Raw genomic sequence first — 17,891 nt, 5'->3', positions numbered from 1 at the left:
GTAGTAATTCACTGATATTATTTTTTCATTAATTATATGAAAATAACGCTTTTTCATCAACAAGTGCACTTTTACGCAAAATGAGGGTGTAAAGGCAGTAAATACCTAAAAAAACGGCGCAGGTTTACGTAAACCTGCGCCGATTCTTTAGAAACTTTATTAAAATTTAACTACTTTGGGCTCTCCGCCAAATGATGCGAAGGTTGCAACAGCATTCTTGAAATACAGAACCTCTGTATTGTCATCCTCTGCTGAATACATGCCCTGAAGTGACGGATAAGCGTCAAGCATGTGCTTTTTAGCTTCTACTCTGTCATCGCGAACAAGCTCGCCTGCAACTCTTACCCACTGTCCCTCTGCGAATCCGCAGATCTCAACCTTGGGATTCTTCTGAATCTGCTTGGAAACATCCTTAGCCTTACCGGTCTGGATATAAAGCTTATCCTCGAAAATATCAACGGTTCCGAAAGGACGAACCCTGGGCTGATCCCCATCAACCGTTGCCAAATAGTAAGTTCCGCACTTTTTTAAGAATTCATATACTTCCTGCATCCCCAATACCTCCTCTTTTGCATGAATTAAATTGTGCATAACGTAATTATACGCTTCGAAGAAGTTATTAACAAGGAAGTATCTTATAGGTTTTACCTAAATAGGTGTGCTATGACCACAAATTGAAGTGACTATCTCTCCCTAAGTTCTTCAATTCTTGTGGTCATAGGGATGGATTGTCTGAATAGTGCCATCCTCATTGTAGTGAAGCTCAGTATATTTCACACATCTTCTGTGGTTGATACCGCCTGACAGCTCACAGTCATGGTAGAAGAGGTACCATTTTCCCTCAACCTCAACTACTGAGTGATGAGTTGTCCAACCGATAACAGGCTCCATTATGCGTCCCTTATAGGTAAAAGGACCATAGGGCTTATCGCCGACTGCATAGCAGATATAATGGGTTGTTCCTGTAGAATATGAGAAATAGTACTTGCCGTTATACTTGTGCATCCATGGGCCCTCGAAATATCTGCGGCCCTCATCTCCTGCAAGGAGCGGATTGCCGTCCTCGTCAAGAATCTGGATATCTACTGGCGTTTCTGCAAATGACTTAAGATCATCGCTCATAAGTGCGCATTTAGGGCACACAGCGGGTTCATTTTTCTCAGGCTCTGTTCCCTCAGGATTGAACTTGCCTGTTCTGTACTTCTCAAGCTGTCCTCCCCAAAGTCCGCCAAAATATACATAAACCTTGCCGTCATCATCCATAAATGAGCAGGGATCGATACTAAAGCTTCCCTCGATGCAGTTCTCCTCAGGTGTGAAGGGGCCTTCCGGCTTGTCGCTTACAGCAACTCCCAGTCTGAAGTTGCCTTCCTTATCTCTTGCAGGGAAAAACAGATAGTATTTTCCATCCTTGCAAACTGCATCAGGAGCCCACATCTGGTCTCTGACCCAGGGCACATCATGCATGCTGAGGGCTACGCCGTGATCTGTAACCTCTCCTCCAATCTCATCCATGGAGAGAATGTGATAATCCTCCATCTGATATTCATCACCGTTGTCATTATCCTCGCCGTTATGCGGAACGTCATGTGAAGGATACACATAGATCTTGCCATTAAAATAATGAGCTGAAGGGTCAGCTGTGAAAATATGTGTAACTAAGGGCTCTCTTTCTTTGCTCATATTTGTCTCCTTAAAATGAATCAATTCTTTGGTAATAACAAAATAACACAGCTTAAAATCTTAATCTTTTCAATGCTTGTTAATTAGCTACTAATTATTGCTCGGATTTTTGGGCAAAATATCGAAATAGTGGCAATAAATAGCAATTATTAATCATTAAACAGCAATTTTTCATTGTTGATAGAGCATCTTTTTGTAATAAAATAGTACATATCAATTAATAATTCTTGCGCTTTTTGGAGGGGGAATCCGCAGGGAGTTTTAAGAGTTATTGCGCCATAAACATGGATAAACAGGCGCATAAGAGGTATTAAATATGATCGAAACATTAAATGGACTGGTTGAAACCGTCAATTATAAGCAGAGCACATCTCTTAAGCTCTATGACAATGATGAGTATGAGGATTATCCCCCGCACTGGCACGCTGCAATTGAGATTATTATGCCCATTCGCAGCTGCTATGACTTAAACTGCGCAGGGGAGAACGTAAGCCTTCGCGAGGGTGATATCATCATAATCTGCCCAGGCTGTATTCACTCTATTAAGGCACCGGAGGAAGGTCAGCGTATTATTTTCCAGCCCGATACCACTGAGCTGAGATTTATGCACGAGGTTGAGACGCTTATCAGCATCATGTCCCCTTATATAGTGGTTACCCCTGAAGATTATCCTCAGATTTATAATAAAGTGCGTTCCCTTTTGCTGGAAATCACCGAGATTTACAAAGAAAATGCCTCTTTTTCAGAGGTGGACATATATTGTAAGCTTCTTGAATTCCTATCCTGCATCGGCAAGAATTTCGTAAAGAGAAGCGTCGAAGATGACCCTGTGGAGCATGTCCGCAGAGACGAGTATTTCGAGAGATTTATTGAAATCTGTGATTATATTCAGGAGCACTGCTCCGAAGATTTAAGCCTTGATGAGATTGCCGGAAAAAGCGGATTCAGTAAGTTTTATTTCTCCCGCAGATTTAAGCAGTTTACCAACGTTTCTTTCTACAAATATGTCAATCAGAAACGTATAGCCAAGGCAGAAACATACCTGATAGATCCAAGGAACTCCATTACCGACGTAGCCCTTAACTGCGGTTTCCCGTCTCTGTCCTCATTTATCAGAATGTTTAAGATCATCAAAAACTGCACACCTACCGAGTTCAGAAACATGTACTGGACTTCAAGATAGGCTATTTAAAGGATATGAAGTTTCCTTCATATCTCTTGCTTTCGTATGCGCCTTCATCTGCGCGCATATATAACAGGTCAAATGTATCCACGTTGGACGAAGGATAGAAAGCGGCACCGACACTGATGCTGACTTTTCTATCCCCAAGTTCCGGGATACTCATATTGTTAATTGCTTCAAAGAAACGTCCTATTACCAGACGTCCTACGCTCTCATTTTCTACGCCATCTGCAAAGGCAGCAAATTCATCGCCTCCAAGTCTGAATACCACATCAGAATCTCTGAAGGCAGACTGCATGCACTTTGCTATCTCAATGATCACCTTATCTCCAACCTTGTGACCATAATTATCATTAATAGCTTTAAAATTGTCCGCATCCATTACACAGAACATGCCGCTTTTTCCTTCTGCAAGCCTGCTCTTTATCATGGATTCTCCGCTTCCGCGGTTTCTTATTCCTGTCATTCTGTCTGTTTCAGACAGCTTTTTGAAGGCTTCCTGCCTCTTTTTGTCCTCATCAATGGACTCAAAGGCCAGAATGACCTGTTGCAGTGATCCCTTTTCGTCTCTGCCTACAACAATAAATCTGATGCGCATCCATCTGTTGTTATAATCTATAAATTCCTGGGAGATTGAATTAATTCCCTCCAGACGTTTTTCCAGCGTATTGGGGTCCATAAACCGTTCCAAAAGCGCCTTAAACTGACCTGATGCTATCTGATCAGCCATTTTAAGCGCACTATGCCTGTAGTTCTTGAAACTGCTCTGAAAACTTCTGGCATCGCCTTTATTAAAACGCAGAGTCTTTACCGTATCCCGCACCAGATCGATCTTTAGGACGATCATATAAATATCAGCTATAGCCTCAACTTCCCTGCTAAGCTCCACATTTTCCCTGTGCTTCTCATTCAGATACATAAACAAAAGGATCAGCGTCATGGCAATGGCAAAAAGGACTGCTCCCGACATAACGTAGATGGATTTAAGAGATGAAAACGTATCTCTTTTATCCAAAACCACCACGGTTTTCCATACACCGTTCACATCCTCGATGAAAACGATGTTACTTCCGTCGGAAGACGAAAACTCAACATAATTGCGATCCTCTTTTTTAAGAATCTCATAGAGCTCTCTATCCGTTTCATTGCCGTCATAACTGAGGTGAACCGCTATCTTATTACTATCTGTATGGGCCACAATAAATCCGTTTTTGTCGATAACAAAGGCTTCCTGTATATGCTTGTCTTCAGAGATATCCTCTATCATTTTCTGGACGCCATCTATGAAAATATCCATAGAAACCACGCTCTCGCCATCATCAAGAAGCTGTGAAACAGACATCATCATAGTAAATGTCTGCAAATTCTTATATGGCTTAACCGTGACAATTTCACCATCGCCCTTGACCGCATCAATGTACCAGGGCCTGCTGGTTGGTTCATAATCCTCCGGCGGTGTCCATCCGCTTCCATCGAGATAGGTTCCTCTGTAATATCCGTAAATACCGGTGGTATTATCGCTGATTATGGTTGAATAAACCTGGGTTTCGTCTATCAGATAGCGCCCAACTTCATTTTCCGGAACATTGTCCTTAAGCATCTCATTGACCTTGATGGCTGAAAATGAAACAGCATCCATGGGCATTTTTATGTAATAACTGAATTCCTGCGCGATTTCTTTTGTTTTATTGCGCCATGAACCAATGATGCTCTGCTTAGATGCATCATATAGTTTATAGAATATGCCAATCATGACCCCCGCTGTGATTGCCATTATCAGTAAAAAAATGCCAATCCTGCGAAGATATAACTTTTGCTTGGATCTATGCATAGGCGTTCCCTGCGCTGTATGACTACAAAAAGACTCTCATTGCACAGCTACATAAAATAATTTTAAACAGCAAAAAGCTCAAATTCCATTAACAACCTATAAATTTAAAATTAATAAAATAGTGCGCCAGGAGGTAATTGGTTTCTCCCGGCGCACATCATGTTGCTTTGTTGTATTGATGTCATGACATCAACTATTTGTAAAAAGTATTTATCTCCTTCATTTCATAGTCTTTAAGGCCTACACCGTCGAATGTGTGCCACACAGTAAAGACCGCTTCTCCGCCGATATCCGCATTTCTGTCCTTCATTTTAGCCGACCTGAAATTCCCCAGCGAATAATACACAAGCATTTGTCCGCCGTCAGGTCTATCCATCATCTTCATCTCCTGAACCACATGAGGATGAGCACCGATTACCACATCAGCCCCGGCCTCAGCCAGAAGCTCTGTCACATGCTTTTGGTCTTCTGTGACTTCTGTATTGTATTCCTCTCCAAAATGCACGAAAACAACTGTAAAATCCGTATCTTCCCGGGCCTTTCTTATCTCTTCCACAAACCGGGTCTCTTCTTCGGTAGTTTTTGGGAGGTAATGTACCGCCGCCGGATATTTTGCCGGAGCTTCGTTGCCGTTTGTTCCGTATGTATAGGCGAAAAGAGCAAATTTTATGCCATTTTTACTGATGATTTCATAAGGTCTGTACTCAGTATCAGATGTTCCCTGGATCCCCACACAGGTTATGCCGTTTTCCCTGTAAAAATCTGTGCTTACATCTATACCATACATTCCTTTGTCCAGACAGTGGTTATTGGCACAGGCAGCTACGTCAAAACCCGCGTTTTTTATGGCTTCTCCCACTGCTATGGGGGATCCGAAGGCAGGATAGCCGCTTACAGCCTGATCCTTATCTACAAGAACTGTTTCCGCCTGAATCGCAGCTATGTCAGCGCCTTGAATCTCGCCTATAAAGGGCTCGTAAAGAAAGTCAAAATTCCCCTTCTGCCGCTGATAAGCATATTCATAGACATCCTTGTGGATTAAATTGTCCCCAAAAGCTACGAACTTAACCCCGTTATCAAAGTTCTTTAACCCAAATGAACTCCACCTCCACAGGGTATTGTCACCGCTCTCATCCTCCACCAGGAAAAAGGCATTTTCTTCGCTTACTACCTTCATCCTTGTGACTATGCGGCCTATGTCTGAGGCAAACCACTTCTGTTTTATACCATCTTCCGTAATGTCATAGATAAAAATATGCTGGGACAACCATATCTCGTCGCTTTTTACCCAGAATGGTCTGTGTTTGCCGTACTTTCCTCTTTTCCAGACAAGCAAAACCAGCTCTTCATCACCGTTTCTATCCACATCCTCAATAAAAGCATCCTGAACCCGGAGCTTTTTCTCACTGTGCCAAATCGGGCTGCCATCAGAAGCTTTTAAAGTGACTCTTTTCGCTTTAAGCTCAAGAAATAAGCCCTGTTTTGATGTAAAGGACTTATCCTGCCACTTAACCCTGAAATATGGGCTTTTAGAGGCGTATATGCAGCAAATGGCTGCCACTAATAAAAGCAGCAGCCATACTGATTTTTTAATTATTACGGCTCTTTTTTTCATAATCAGTCAATTCGATAGCTCTGAGTCCATGCGGGCTGTTCCGGCTTATTCTCATCCGGGATCCAGTTCCAGTCTTCGTCATAATGTCCGCCTCTGAGTATGTCTCTCCACTCAGAATCAGTCATTCGGTTATCCATACCTGTTGTGAACTGATAGAAGCTATACACACTTCCTCTTCCCACATGAAGCTTGCCATCAATAGGGAAAACAACATAAATAAGATCTACCTGTCCGCTTCCAACCTCAAGCACACTGCCGTTTGGATCGGTTGCTATATCTGCAATAACAGGACAGGGTGCCTGGTAAGCATAGCAAAGATCCTCAACGTCATCTTTATTTGCCTCGTACCAGAAATGCTCGATATCTCCGCCGTAGCATCTGATGAGCTCATACTCTTCATCTGTAAGTGTCTCGTTTTGGAGCTCCTTTTCAGATATTTTAAGGAGATTCATGGAAATCTCAGTGAGCTTATCAAGTTCTGCCTTGTCGCTTTCACTGATCATTCCAAGATCATCAAGGCCATCCTTGGTCTTTTGGGACAGAAAAGCAAATCTGCTGTATATCTCAGGCTCAGGATCTACGTAACCTCTGTCGTCGATTATCTCTTCATCTTCGCCGCCGCCCATTTCTGCCATAATCTGTTTAGCATAGAGGATGGTGTCATGCTTAAGCTCCGCATAGGATCCTGCGAAGGTTTCCAGATCCTTTTTCTGCCACTCTTCACTCTGCATGTATGAAGGGTATCCCTCGCCCTTTTCTTCAAATAACGGGCGTAATGTATTCAGCCATCCGGAGTACAAACTAGCATTCCAAAGGGCTGGATCGGAATTATTAAAATATCCGTTAAGAAATGTCATATTGTCGGTATAATTCTTGTAGTCGGTGTCACCCTGCTCCTCAAGTATGGAATAAGCCTCCTTTGAGCCAAGGGTTGCAGCCACATCAAGAGTGTCGGGAAGCATACGCCGATTGCCCTTGGAATCCTCCTCAACAGCCCTGTAAACCAGCTGCTGCATAATCGCTGCGTCAATTGTAAATCTCTGTCCCATGAATCTGAAGGATGGTATCACATTCTCCTCATCTTCTCCTACGGGGACTGAGTTGATCTTTGGCGGTTCCACTGTTTTAGAAGCTTCTACAAGCTTACTGAAGGCATCGCTGTTTGAGGCGATTTCTGCAGTTTCAGGTATTTTTCCATAAGAATCCTTTACCATAGTCTCGAATTCCGGGTATCCCACATCATCGGAGGCTCCTGCAAAGAAACTGGTTATAGTGTAGATGCTGTCCCAATCTGAAAGATCCTGCTCTATGGCACTGGTCATAAGCAGCGCACTTCCAACACTCTCTTCACTGCCAAGGATGAATGGAATGCGTCCATACCACATCATACATCTAAAGTACTTCTCAAGTGTGGCGTCACCTTCGTAATAACCCCTTGGTTTATACTGGGTATAATCCTCCATAACTCCGGTAATACTGCAAAGATCGGCGGATTTTGCAGCCTTAATCTTCTGATATTCATCGTCTGATGTACTGATCACTGTAGAATCGCTTACCTTGTCTGCTCCCGGCAGTTCAAGAAGCTTTGCACCTACATTAAAGAAAACCAGATTATCGAACGCAGCCGCCTCAAAATCTGTACCCTTAAGCTCATCATACTGCGCTGATGTCAGATCAAGCATTGTGGTCGTAAGGATCTCAAGCCTTTCTGACAGATAGGATTTCTCCGTGGTTTTCATCAGATGCGCAAAATACAGATGATAGGTATGCATCAGTGAATCAACCGTTATAAAGTTCGGAAACATCATATAGCGATTGGATTCGTAGATATCAAAGAACTCGTCTCCGCCATCACGCCTCACAGCAAAGGAATTCTTTATAAGAGCTTCACGCAATTCATTCACATGGTTATAGCTTGTATCCTCAGCCGGATCAAAGAAATACGAGAATTTATCGGCGTACTCAACATTGGAGAAGTCCTCCGCAACCTTATATGCAGGTACGGAAGGAACAATGTTTTCATCGTAATATTTCTCTTCTGTATCACCAAGCAAAGATACTTTAGTCGCCTTAAAGCCGCTGTCAGCCTGGCTCGAAGCCTCATTGGTACTATCCTGGTCAACCTCGATATTATCGGTATTTTCAGTTTTGTTCTCCGGTATTTCGTCAGTTACTTCAGGAGTCGTCTCACCGGAAGCTGATTCCTCCGCAGAATTTGCCTGATTGACTTTTTCGGTCGCTTTTTTGATAAGATTGCCTGAAGAGCTAGAATCGTTGCCATTACCACCTAATGCGCAACCAGATATGGTCATAGAAATGACGAGAATCAACGACAGAACCTTTCGTTTCATCTTAAGTCCCCCTCTCTTTTATCCACAAAAAGAAATTTGCCCGATAAACATTATACAATAAATAAAGAGGTTTCGCATAGATATCGAAACCTCTTTATTTATGTTATTTTGTATTTTTTATTACGCTACTTCATATACAAAAATCTTATGCCATTTTCCAAACAAGCAGCTCTTTTCCCTTAAATTCAGCAAAAGGTCCGGGAATCGGTGCGTTACTTCTGTGTCCGCCAAAGTAGTCCTTATCAAAGGTAATTGGCGTTCCATCCGTATTCTCGAATCTCTGCTCAGGCTCAAAGGCTGTTCCCAGGGTATCCGTTGTAATGATTCCATCTGTGAAATCACCGAGCTTTCCAAAGAGGTCACTCTGGATGTACCAGCTTCCATCCTTTTCCTTAACCTTCACTGAGACCTTGGATTTCTTGTCTACGAGCTTTTCTTTTTCATGCTTGTAAACCGTAGCTCCGCCAAAATATGCATTTCCAGATACCCATACAGGAAGGTGTCCAAAGTGTGCAGTTGCAAGCGCGCCCATATCGGGATCCTTATCTGACTCGAACTGAGCACTCCATTCCTCATAAGTGGGGAAAATATCGAAGGGAGCTGTACCCACAACCATGTAGTCGGCATCTGCGGCAGTCTTCTTTTTATCATTGATCTTGTGCTGCTGCAGGAAAATGTTGTTGTAAATCCTGTCATCACCGTGAAGAATGGTCATAAAGCCTGCAACCTCTGTGCGGTGACGAATATGGTAAGGTGTGTATCTGGGCTCTCTTTGTCCGTTTATAATGCTGTCTACACCTGAATTGATAAGGCTGAAGCCACCAAGAATCAGGTTGTGGATTACAGCTATGCCCTCACTGGGAATTGTGATAGCCACTGGTGAAAGCAGGATATTGTTGTCGATAAGTGTGGGACCATGGCCTACTTCTATAAATACGTCGGTATTGAACATAGCGCCTCTAGCCTGTTCAACACCTTCGGGTCTTGTATTGTCATGCATGAAGTTCTGGGTAACTCTTGCTCCCTGAGCCTGCCAGTCAAGCCATACACCCATGATGCTGTGATGGATATGGTTTCTTCTGATCGTTACGTCTATAGCTGCATGAAGCTTGATTCCTGCTGTCTCAGCGCCGCCAAGCTGCTGAGATGTACATACATCATGAATCTCGCAGTCCTCAATTGTTGAGAAAACACCGCCCATTCTGCCTACGATACCGGTCTGCTCACAGTGATGCACATGGCAGCGACGGATCAAATGATGACCTACCTTTTCTTTGAGCCATCCGTGGTACTGACCGCGGCATACGGCATCTCTTTCCATCTGTGTAGGGCTCTTTACCTTTTTAACTGTGAAATACATATCATTCTCAGGGTCACAGTATTTTCCTAGAGAAATACCGCAGCACTTGCTACCCCAGATCTCACAGTCCTCGATGATCCAGCCCTTACTCCAGTGGGGGCCGATCATTCCGTCCTGATAAGCTGCCGGAGGCGCCCAGGTTGTAGCAGCCTTGTTGATATTAAAGCCGCTTACAGTAATATAATCTCTGTAATTTTCGTCAGGCATGAAGCAGTTTCTTCTTACTGTAATCTCAACCTTTTCCTTATTAGGATCAAGCTTCTGGAAATTTCCATAAATAACAGTTGTTTCTCCATCCTGCTCGGTGTACCAAAGGTACATAGCATCATCCTTGTTCCAAGCTAAAGGATCAGCTTTTCCCTTCTGACATTCAGCCAGGGATGTGGTCTCATACATCATATGGTCATTGAGGAATACCGCACCTGTATGTCTAATCTCGGGAGAGAAATACCAGTCACCGTAAACTCTTGTGGTGTAAGGGTTATAATCGCCAAACATACTGTTCTTAACAGTAACCTTCCATACATTGCCCTTAACCTTAGTCCAACCGGTTACAAGCTCTGCACCTGTAATAACTGCTCCAAGGGGCTCTTCTGAGCGATATACAATCCTCTTATCTGCGGTACCCGCATTCTTAGGAACAACTCGCTCCCTGTATATACCGGGCTTAACGATTACCTCGTCCCCGGCTACTGCCACTCTGGCAGCGTCATTTATATATCTGAAGGGTCTGTTTTCACTTCCGTCACCATCACGGAAAGCATTGGCATCAACGTAATAAATCATGACAATTCCTCTCTTTCTTAGGTTTAAACAAAGTTAGCTGTGAATCGTTTTACTAATCTATTTCATGTTACGATTGGTCAACCTCAATGTCAATGCCATTTGCACAATAAAATAAAGTATATAGCAATATTTTTATACAAATTGTCAATAATTGTTGTTGACACGTAAACCTCTCGGTTATAAAATTCAACATATAGTTTATCGATTTACTTAATACATTGGCAAGTTTGACGTATAGTCCATAAATTAGGAGCTAAAATGGTTACTCTTAAAGAAATCGCAGAAATATGCAATGTTTCAGCGACTACAGTGTCAAATGTAATAAATGGAAAGGCGAAAACAAGCGAAGAAACCAAAAATCGAATTCTAACGGTTATCAAGGAAACAGGTTATAAACCAAACTACATGGCACAAGGTCTTCGTGCAAAACGTACAAAAGTAATCTCAATTGTTGCAGAAGACATAGCACAATTTACATGTCCCGCCATTATCGAAAGCATAATGGCCCAATGTGAAAAACGTGACTACCATGTTTTTGTACATAACCTTCGTCTCTATGACAGATGGTCAGACACCTGGTACAACCAGGATAAAGCCTATCACTCAGTACTGGATCCGGTTCTTCAGGATGTTTTATCAGCCCGTGTCGATGGCGTAATATATCTCGCAGGACACACAAGGATCATCAATTGCTTCAACGATGATTTTGCTATGCCGGCAGTCATGTGCTATGCATTTTCCAATTCTCCATCAATACCATCTGTTGTGATTGCGGATGAAAAGAGCGCATGTGAAGTAGTTACCCATCTGATTAAAAATGGACACAAGAGGATCGGTTTTGTGGGTGGACGTTCAGAGAACATCCATACAGGTCAAAGACTTCTGGGGTATCAGAGAGCACTGTTCGAGAATGGTCTTTTGTTTGATCCGAACCTTGTATACTACGGAGACTGGAGTCGTGAATCCGGTTATGAAGGTGCAAAAGCCCTTTTACCTCAGGGCGTAACCGCATTTTTCGGAATTTCAGATAAGATGTCCGGTGGCATCTATGATTATCTGATGGAATGCGGGCTTAAGATTGGTGAAGATATCGCAGTTGCAGGTTTTGATAATGAGAGCATCTCGGAATATTTCTATCCGCCCCTCACAACAACCGCTTTGCCGCTTACAGAAATAGGGCGAATATCCGCTGATCTTCTCATTGATATGCTTGAGCAGGAAGATCCAACTGAAAATATACCTGATGAACCTCAGGTAATAAGCGTTCCCTGTTCAATGATTTTCAGGAAATCTGTATCTAAACGATGAAATTTGGAGGTGTCCCGTGTCTAAAAAGAAGTTGTATTCATTCAAACTTTTTCTTCTGGTAGTTCCATTCATAGTGCTGGTACTTCTCTTCTGTTACTACCCGCTTTATGGATGGATGTATGCATTCTACGATTATAAGCCACCGAAGGACCTTGCCGATTGCGCTTTTGTCGGAGGCAAATGGTTCGCATCCCTGGTAAGCAGTGACGTAAAGATCAAACAGCTCATTCAGGTTCTTAAAAATACATTTGCTATGAGCGGACTTACCCTCGGAACCAGCTGGCTTCCTATGTTATTCGCAGTATTTCTCAATGAAATTCACGGAGTTAAATTCCGTAAATTTGTTCAGACTGTTACAACCCTTCCGAATTTCGTGAGCTGGGTTATGGTTTATTCAATAGCATTTTCACTCTTCAACAGCACCGGAATGCTTAACTCCCTGCTTATGAAGGTTGGGTTAATCGATACACCTATTCTTTTCCTGCAGGCTTCAACCCATGTTTGGTTTACACAGTGGTTATGGCTTACATGGAAGAACCTGGGATGGGCAGCTATCATGTATATCGCTGCTATTTCCAGTATCGATGACGAAATGATCCAGGCTGCAAGAGTTGATGGTGCCACCAGAATGCAGATCATCTGGCACATCACAATTCCAAGCCTTCTTCCTACCTACTTTGTACTTCTGGTACTTAACGTAGCGAACTTCCTTAATAATGGTATGGAGCAGTACTACGTATTCCAGAACGCATTTAACAAAGATTATATCCAGGTTCTTGACCTGTATGTTTACAACATGGCTATGGGTAGCGGTGGTTACTCAGTTTCAGTTGCAATCAGTATGCTTAAGAGTCTGGTAAGCCTTGTGCTTCTGTTCATCGTTAACAAAGCATCCAAGGTAATTCGCGGCGAAAGTATTTTGTAATTGGAGGAGAGCTATGAGTCAGGTAAAAACAAAACACAAAATGCATGTAAGTGCCGGTGACAGAGCCGTAGAGATTGTGTGCTATATCATCTTTACAATAGCTGCTTTTCTATGCCTGTACCCGTTCTACTACATAATGATCAATACAATCAGTGCTAATGACATAAGTGCCAGAGGTGATATTCTCTTCCTTCCGCAGAATATACATTTTCACAATTACATCTCTGCATTCAGGATTGAAGGCCTTCCTCAGGCATTCAAGATCTCTCTTATGAGAACTGTTCTTGGAACTGCCCTTACGGTTTTCGCATCCGCTTTCCTGGGCTTCATGTTTACACAGGAAAAAATGTGGGCTCGTAAGTTCTGGTACAGGCTGGTTGTTGCAACAATGTATTTCAACGCCGGAATCATTCCCTGGTACCTGGTTATGAAGACCATGCACCTCACAAATAATTTCTGGGGATATATACTTCCTGCGATAGTATCACCCTTTAACCTGATACTTACCAAAACCTTCGTAGAATCCGTTCCGAAGGAGCTCCAGGAAGCAGCCGAGATGGACGGCGCAGGTGTACTTACTGTATTCTTCCGTGTAATTATCCCTGTAATCAAGCCCATCATGGCTACAGTAGCTATTTTCTCTGCAGTCAGCCAGTGGAATGCATTCCAGGATACACTACTCCTTATGACAGACACCAAGCTCTATCCTCTTCAGTTCGTGCTTTATCAGTATCTGAACCAGGCGAGCTCTCTGGCATCTCTGGCACAGAGTACATCAAGCACAGCGTCTCTTGCAGCCGCTGCAGCTACAACACAGACCACTACGAGTGTTCGAATGACCATCACAGTTATTGTCGTTTTACCGATTATGCTCGTTTACCCGATCTTCCAGAAATACTTCGTAAAGGGAATTATGATTGGTGCGGTAAAAGGCTGAGAGGGCTTAGCGAGGTATTACACGAGCTTAGCCCGAACGTGTTCTGGCGAGGGCTTGCCCGAGAGCAGAACTTCCTTGTGAAAAGCTCAGCGAAAGCGAGAGCGGAACTTCCTTATAAATCTCGTAACGAGAGCGGAACTTCCTTGTGAAAAACTCACGTAAATACCCCCTTAAGGGGGTGAATATAGAACTTCAAATCCAAAAAGGAGGAATGAAAATGAAACTGAAAAAAGTTACATCATTGGCACTCACTACACTGATGACAGTGAGCATGCTTGCCGGTTGTGGCGGAAGTACAGGCGGATCAGCCCCTGAAACCACTGACGGCGGATCTACTGAGGCAGCCCAGACAGAGGCTCCCGCAGAAGAAACATCATCTGACGCAACAGAAACAACAGAAGCTACTGACACAGCAGAGGCTTCAGACGCTGGCGAGGCTCCCGCAGCAAGCCACGACGAGACTTACACCGTTGATTTCTACAATGTAGCTGCTAACTTCCAGGGTATTCAGCCCGGATGGTACGGCAAAATCGTTAAGGACAAGTTCAACATGGAACTCAACATCATCGCACCTCAGGTTGCAGGTGATGGCGCTGCTCTTTACCAGACACGCTGCGCAGCAGGCGCACTTGGAGATCTCATCATCCTCGACAATGCAGATATGCAGGAATGTGTAGAGTCAGGACTTATCCATGACCTCACAGATGTTATCTCACAGTATCCTAACCTCATGAAATATGAAAAGCAGATCAAAGAATTCAACTCCATGATGGGTGACGGATCTAAGATCTATGCTATTCCGCTTGAAATGAACAACAATGGTCCTACAGAGTACAAGCAGCTTCACGTATACTCATACCCTCGTATGGGATGGGATATGTACAACGAAGTTGGTGCTCCTGACCTTCAGAACCTCGATGACCTTCTTGCTTGCTTAAAGTCAATCCAGGATGCTCATCCTACAAACGACAATGGTGATCCGGCTTACGCTATCAGCCTTTGGAAAGACTGGGATAGCCAGTACATGGAGAACGTAGCTCAGCTTACAAAGTGGTATGGCCAGGAAGTTAATGGTTCCGTACTTATCGGAACAGACAACTCCATCGCTCCTCTTACAGAGAAGGACGGTGCTTACTACAAGATGCTTAAGTTCCTCTATCAGGCAAATCAGATGGGTCTTGTAGATCCCGATTCTGCTACTCAGGACTGGAACGCAATCGTTTCCAAGATGCAGGACAAGAGAGTATACCTCTACTGGTATAGCTGGCAGTATGGTTTCTGGAACAGCCCTGCAAGAGGCGAGGAAGGCACAAACTACGTAGAAATTCCTGTTGCTGATACAAACCTTTATCAGGCATCTGATACTTACTACGGCGACGGTCGTGTTCTTGCAGTTGGTTCTCAGGTTAGCGACGAGAACTTTGCAAGACTTATGGAGTTCCTTGACTGGTATGCTTCACCCGAGGGTGTTCAGATTCAGCACGCTGGTACAGAAGGCCTTACATACACAGTTGAAAACGGCAAGTACACACTTACAGAAGATGGTCTTAACAGATTCTCAGCAGAAGTTATCGTTCCCGATGAACTCGGCGGCGGCAACTGGAATGATGGTAACAACCAGATCAACCAGTGGATTGTAGCTTCTTGTGATATTAACCCTGAAACAGGCGAGCCTTATGCTTCTGATATGTGGTCAACAACAATCGAGATGAACCAGACAAAGACAACCAAGGAGTGGTCTGAGAAGTTTGGTGCAGCTGACGACGTTGAGTACCTCAACAAGAACGGCATGATGACAGTTGTTCCCAGCATCAACAAAGCTCTTGCAATCGATACAACAGATATCAGCCTTATCCGTAAGCAGTGCGGCGACCTCATCAAGGATTCTTCCTGGAGAATGGTATTCGCAGCTGACGACGCTGACTTCGATGCTCAGTGGGATGACATGGTAACACAGCTCGAAGGTCTTGGATGGGCAGATCTTACTGCATTTGATACAGATAAGTATCAGCCTATGATCGAGGCTAGAAAGGCAGCTCAGTAATCTGAACTGATCCTTCAGAAAAGCTAAATAATCGTCGTAAGGCGTAAATAACGAAAATCCGGAGCAGAATCAAATCTGTCTCCGGATTTTCTATGTAAAAAAATCTCCTATTTCGCGTTTTAAGCGCTTTTAGTATATTATCGGACAAATACCCTACTTTTTCTCATCAAGAGCCTTCTTAAGCTCTTTAATGACGATTTTCAGTGCTTTTACTCTGGCATACTTCTTATCAACAGATTCCAAAATATGCCACGGTGCAAACTCAGTACTGGTTTTGGCAATCATCTCGTCAATGGCCGTCTCATAGAGATCCCATTTTTCACGATTTCTCCAGTCTTCATCGGTAATCTTCCACTGCTTTTCAGGGGTATTCTGCCTGTCTGTGAATCGCTCAAGCTGTGTTCCGTTATCAATCTGTACCCAGAATTTGATGATAACGGCGCCCCAGTCACTGAGTTCTTTCTCAAACTCGTTAATCTCGTTATATGCCCTTTGCCAGTCGTTTTCAGAGCAGAACCCCTCTAACCTCTCAACCATTACTCTTCCATACCAGGTACGGTCAAATATGGTTATATGGCCGGTCTTTGGAAGTCTTGTCCAGAAGCGCCACAGATAATGCCTGGCCTTTTCATGGGGCTCAGGACTTGCTATAGGCTCAACAACATAGTCTCTTGGATCAAGGGCCGCTGTGATTCGCTTGATATTTCCGCCTTTTCCTGCGGCATCCCATCCCTCGTATGCGATAATTACAGGGATTTTCTTTCGATAAACCTTGTTATTTAATTCTTTGAGCTCCTTCTGAAGTGCCTTAAGCTCTATATCATACTCTTCATCCGACATAACCTTATCCGTGAGCGATATCTCCGAAAGCTTCGGAAGCTTATGCATAGGAAAAGTATTCTGTAAGATCGGCACATTCATGGCGTGATTCTTAAGAGCCGTATCAATCCCCTGATTCAGGAATTGCAAAACCTGCAGCTCAGCCCACTTTTTATCGGTGGCATCAATGATGTACCAGGGTGCCCTGGACTGGTTCGTATCACTTAAATATCTGTCGAAAACATCCATGCACTTGTCATATTGTTTATTCTGAAGAAGGTCATCCTCCTGAACACGCCAGCTGGTATTCTTGTTATCTCTCAAGGCATCGTGACGCTTTTTCTGCTCTTTTTTGGATATATGGAAAAACAGCTTAACCACCAGGTATCCGTTATCGCAAAGCTGCCTCTCGATTACGTTAATGGAATGGACTCTCTTCTGATAGACTTCCTCGGTCAATTTGCCATCCAATACGCCATCAACCACCTCTTCCATCCAGCAGGTGTCGAAAAACCTGAATTTTCCTGCCTCCGGGATTTCCTTAATAAAGCGATAAAGGAAAGGATAACGCTTTTCCTCTTCGCTGGGCTCTCTGTCCATGGTTGCCACACGGAAAAACCTTGGATCTATGTTCCTTATGACTTTTCCGATAATAGCGCCTTTTCCCGCTGCATTCCAGCCCTCAAACAGCACCATTACGGGAAGTCCCGCCTCCTTTATTTTCATCTGAAAAGCCGATAATCTGGCCCTTTCCTCCTTAAGCTTAGCTGTAAGCTCCTCTTCCTCAGGTATATCTGTTTTAACGAAATCTTTAAGCATGGCATAGACTCCTTTCAACCGGCATGTCCCAACTCACAATAGATATGACTTAATCCATAAAAATATACGCAATTTCACTAATATAATCATACCTAAATTCGTCTATTATAGGTATTACCCGAAAATTATATTTTTAGAAAAAATGTATAAAACAGCCTCGTCACAACAAAGAATTTGGACGAGGCTGAAAATTGCCATAAAAAGGAAAAAGCTCCGGCGACTAATTTCGC

Annotated in this window: 12 protein-coding genes; 5 read left to right on the top strand and 7 right to left on the bottom strand. The window is 43.4% G+C overall.

Annotated features, from left to right (window positions below):
- Positions 1-159: 159 nt before the first annotated feature.
- Positions 160-552: a pyridoxamine 5'-phosphate oxidase family protein gene (locus tag G610_RS0105430; RefSeq protein WP_026523973.1), complete on the bottom strand. Its 393-nt coding sequence runs from the start codon at positions 550-552 to the stop codon at positions 160-162.
- Positions 553-702: 150 nt separating this feature from the next.
- Positions 703-1,683, bottom strand: a complete 981-nt coding sequence (locus G610_RS0105425) for a glycoside hydrolase family 43 protein (RefSeq protein WP_035797011.1) — start codon at positions 1,681-1,683, stop codon at positions 703-705.
- A 316-nt stretch (positions 1,684-1,999) separates the two neighbouring features.
- Between G610_RS0105425 and G610_RS0105420 the strand changes: the two genes are divergently transcribed.
- Positions 2,000-2,866 (top strand): AraC family transcriptional regulator, encoded by an 867-nt coding sequence (locus G610_RS0105420; protein ID WP_026495606.1) that lies wholly within the window; start codon positions 2,000-2,002, stop codon positions 2,864-2,866.
- Between the two features lies 1 nt (position 2,867).
- Here the strand turns inward: G610_RS0105420 and G610_RS21995 are convergent, their stop codons facing one another.
- The 4 genes from G610_RS21995 to G610_RS0105400 all read right to left on the bottom strand — a co-directional run bounded on the left by G610_RS21995 (position 2,868) and on the right by G610_RS0105400 (position 10,809).
- Positions 2,868-4,697 carry a sensor domain-containing diguanylate cyclase gene (locus tag G610_RS21995; protein WP_081667251.1) on the bottom strand — a complete coding sequence of 610 codons (1,830 nt, stop codon included), beginning with the start codon at positions 4,695-4,697 and terminating at the stop codon, positions 2,868-2,870.
- A 193-nt stretch (positions 4,698-4,890) separates the two neighbouring features.
- Positions 4,891-6,312, bottom strand: coding sequence for a CapA family protein (locus tag G610_RS21990; protein ID WP_051197677.1), 1,422 nt, complete (start codon positions 6,310-6,312; stop codon positions 4,891-4,893).
- Between the two features lie 2 nt (positions 6,313-6,314).
- On the bottom strand, positions 6,315-8,663 hold the full coding sequence (locus G610_RS19835) for a DUF3160 domain-containing protein (protein WP_051197676.1): 2,349 nt from the start codon (positions 8,661-8,663) through the stop codon (positions 6,315-6,317).
- Between the two features lie 145 nt (positions 8,664-8,808).
- Positions 8,809-10,809, bottom strand: a complete 2,001-nt coding sequence (locus tag G610_RS0105400) for a right-handed parallel beta-helix repeat-containing protein (RefSeq protein WP_026523971.1) — start codon at positions 10,807-10,809, stop codon at positions 8,809-8,811.
- A 258-nt stretch (positions 10,810-11,067) separates the two neighbouring features.
- On the opposite strand from G610_RS0105400, the gene G610_RS0105395 reads away from it, so the two are divergent.
- The 4 genes from G610_RS0105395 (at position 11,068) to G610_RS0105380 (ending at position 16,023) form a co-directional block, all read left to right on the top strand.
- On the top strand, positions 11,068-12,117 hold the full coding sequence (locus tag G610_RS0105395; RefSeq protein ID WP_026523970.1) for a LacI family DNA-binding transcriptional regulator: 1,050 nt from the start codon (positions 11,068-11,070) through the stop codon (positions 12,115-12,117).
- Positions 12,118-12,133: 16 nt separating this feature from the next.
- Positions 12,134-13,042 (top strand): ABC transporter permease subunit, encoded by a 909-nt coding sequence (locus G610_RS0105390; protein WP_026523969.1) that lies wholly within the window; start codon positions 12,134-12,136, stop codon positions 13,040-13,042.
- A gap of 13 nt (positions 13,043-13,055) precedes the next feature.
- The gene (locus G610_RS0105385) at positions 13,056-13,979 is read left to right on the top strand and encodes a carbohydrate ABC transporter permease (protein WP_026523968.1); all 924 of its coding nucleotides are present in this window, start codon (positions 13,056-13,058) and stop codon (positions 13,977-13,979) included.
- 217 nt (positions 13,980-14,196) lie between these two features.
- The gene (locus G610_RS0105380; RefSeq protein ID WP_026523967.1) at positions 14,197-16,023 is read left to right on the top strand and encodes a sugar ABC transporter substrate-binding protein; all 1,827 of its coding nucleotides are present in this window, start codon (positions 14,197-14,199) and stop codon (positions 16,021-16,023) included.
- Between the two features lie 153 nt (positions 16,024-16,176).
- On the opposite strand, the gene pap is transcribed toward G610_RS0105380, so the two are convergent.
- Positions 16,177-17,661: a polyphosphate:AMP phosphotransferase gene (pap, locus tag G610_RS0105375; RefSeq protein WP_026523966.1), complete on the bottom strand. Its 1,485-nt coding sequence runs from the start codon at positions 17,659-17,661 to the stop codon at positions 16,177-16,179.
- Between the last annotated feature and the right edge of the window lie 230 nt (positions 17,662-17,891).

Origin of the sequence: Butyrivibrio sp. MB2005 (genome assembly GCF_000424285.1) — a bacterium.
Classification (GTDB): Bacteria; Bacillota; Clostridia; order Lachnospirales; family Lachnospiraceae; genus Butyrivibrio.
The sequence above is the reverse complement of the archived record's forward strand: the minus strand, read 5'-3'. Positions and strand labels throughout refer to the sequence as shown.

Coding starts and splice junctions, on each gene's coding strand:
- G610_RS0105430 (WP_026523973.1), bottom strand. CDS start 552: ATGCAGGAAGTATATGAATTCTTAAAAAAGTGCGGAACTTACTATTTG.
- G610_RS0105425 (WP_035797011.1), bottom strand. CDS start 1,683: ATGAGCAAAGAAAGAGAGCCCTTAGTTACACATATTTTCACAGCTGAC.
- G610_RS0105420 (WP_026495606.1), top strand. CDS start 2,000: ATGATCGAAACATTAAATGGACTGGTTGAAACCGTCAATTATAAGCAG.
- G610_RS21995 (WP_081667251.1), bottom strand. CDS start 4,697: ATGCATAGATCCAAGCAAAAGTTATATCTTCGCAGGATTGGCATTTTT.
- G610_RS21990 (WP_051197677.1), bottom strand. CDS start 6,312: ATGAAAAAAAGAGCCGTAATAATTAAAAAATCAGTATGGCTGCTGCTT.
- G610_RS19835 (WP_051197676.1), bottom strand. CDS start 8,663: ATGAAACGAAAGGTTCTGTCGTTGATTCTCGTCATTTCTATGACCATA.
- G610_RS0105400 (WP_026523971.1), bottom strand. CDS start 10,809: ATGATTTATTACGTTGATGCCAATGCTTTCCGTGATGGTGACGGAAGT.
- G610_RS0105395 (WP_026523970.1), top strand. CDS start 11,068: ATGGTTACTCTTAAAGAAATCGCAGAAATATGCAATGTTTCAGCGACT.
- G610_RS0105385 (WP_026523968.1), top strand. CDS start 13,056: ATGAGTCAGGTAAAAACAAAACACAAAATGCATGTAAGTGCCGGTGAC.
- G610_RS0105380 (WP_026523967.1), top strand. CDS start 14,197: ATGAAACTGAAAAAAGTTACATCATTGGCACTCACTACACTGATGACA.
- pap (WP_026523966.1), bottom strand. CDS start 17,661: ATGCTTAAAGATTTCGTTAAAACAGATATACCTGAGGAAGAGGAGCTT.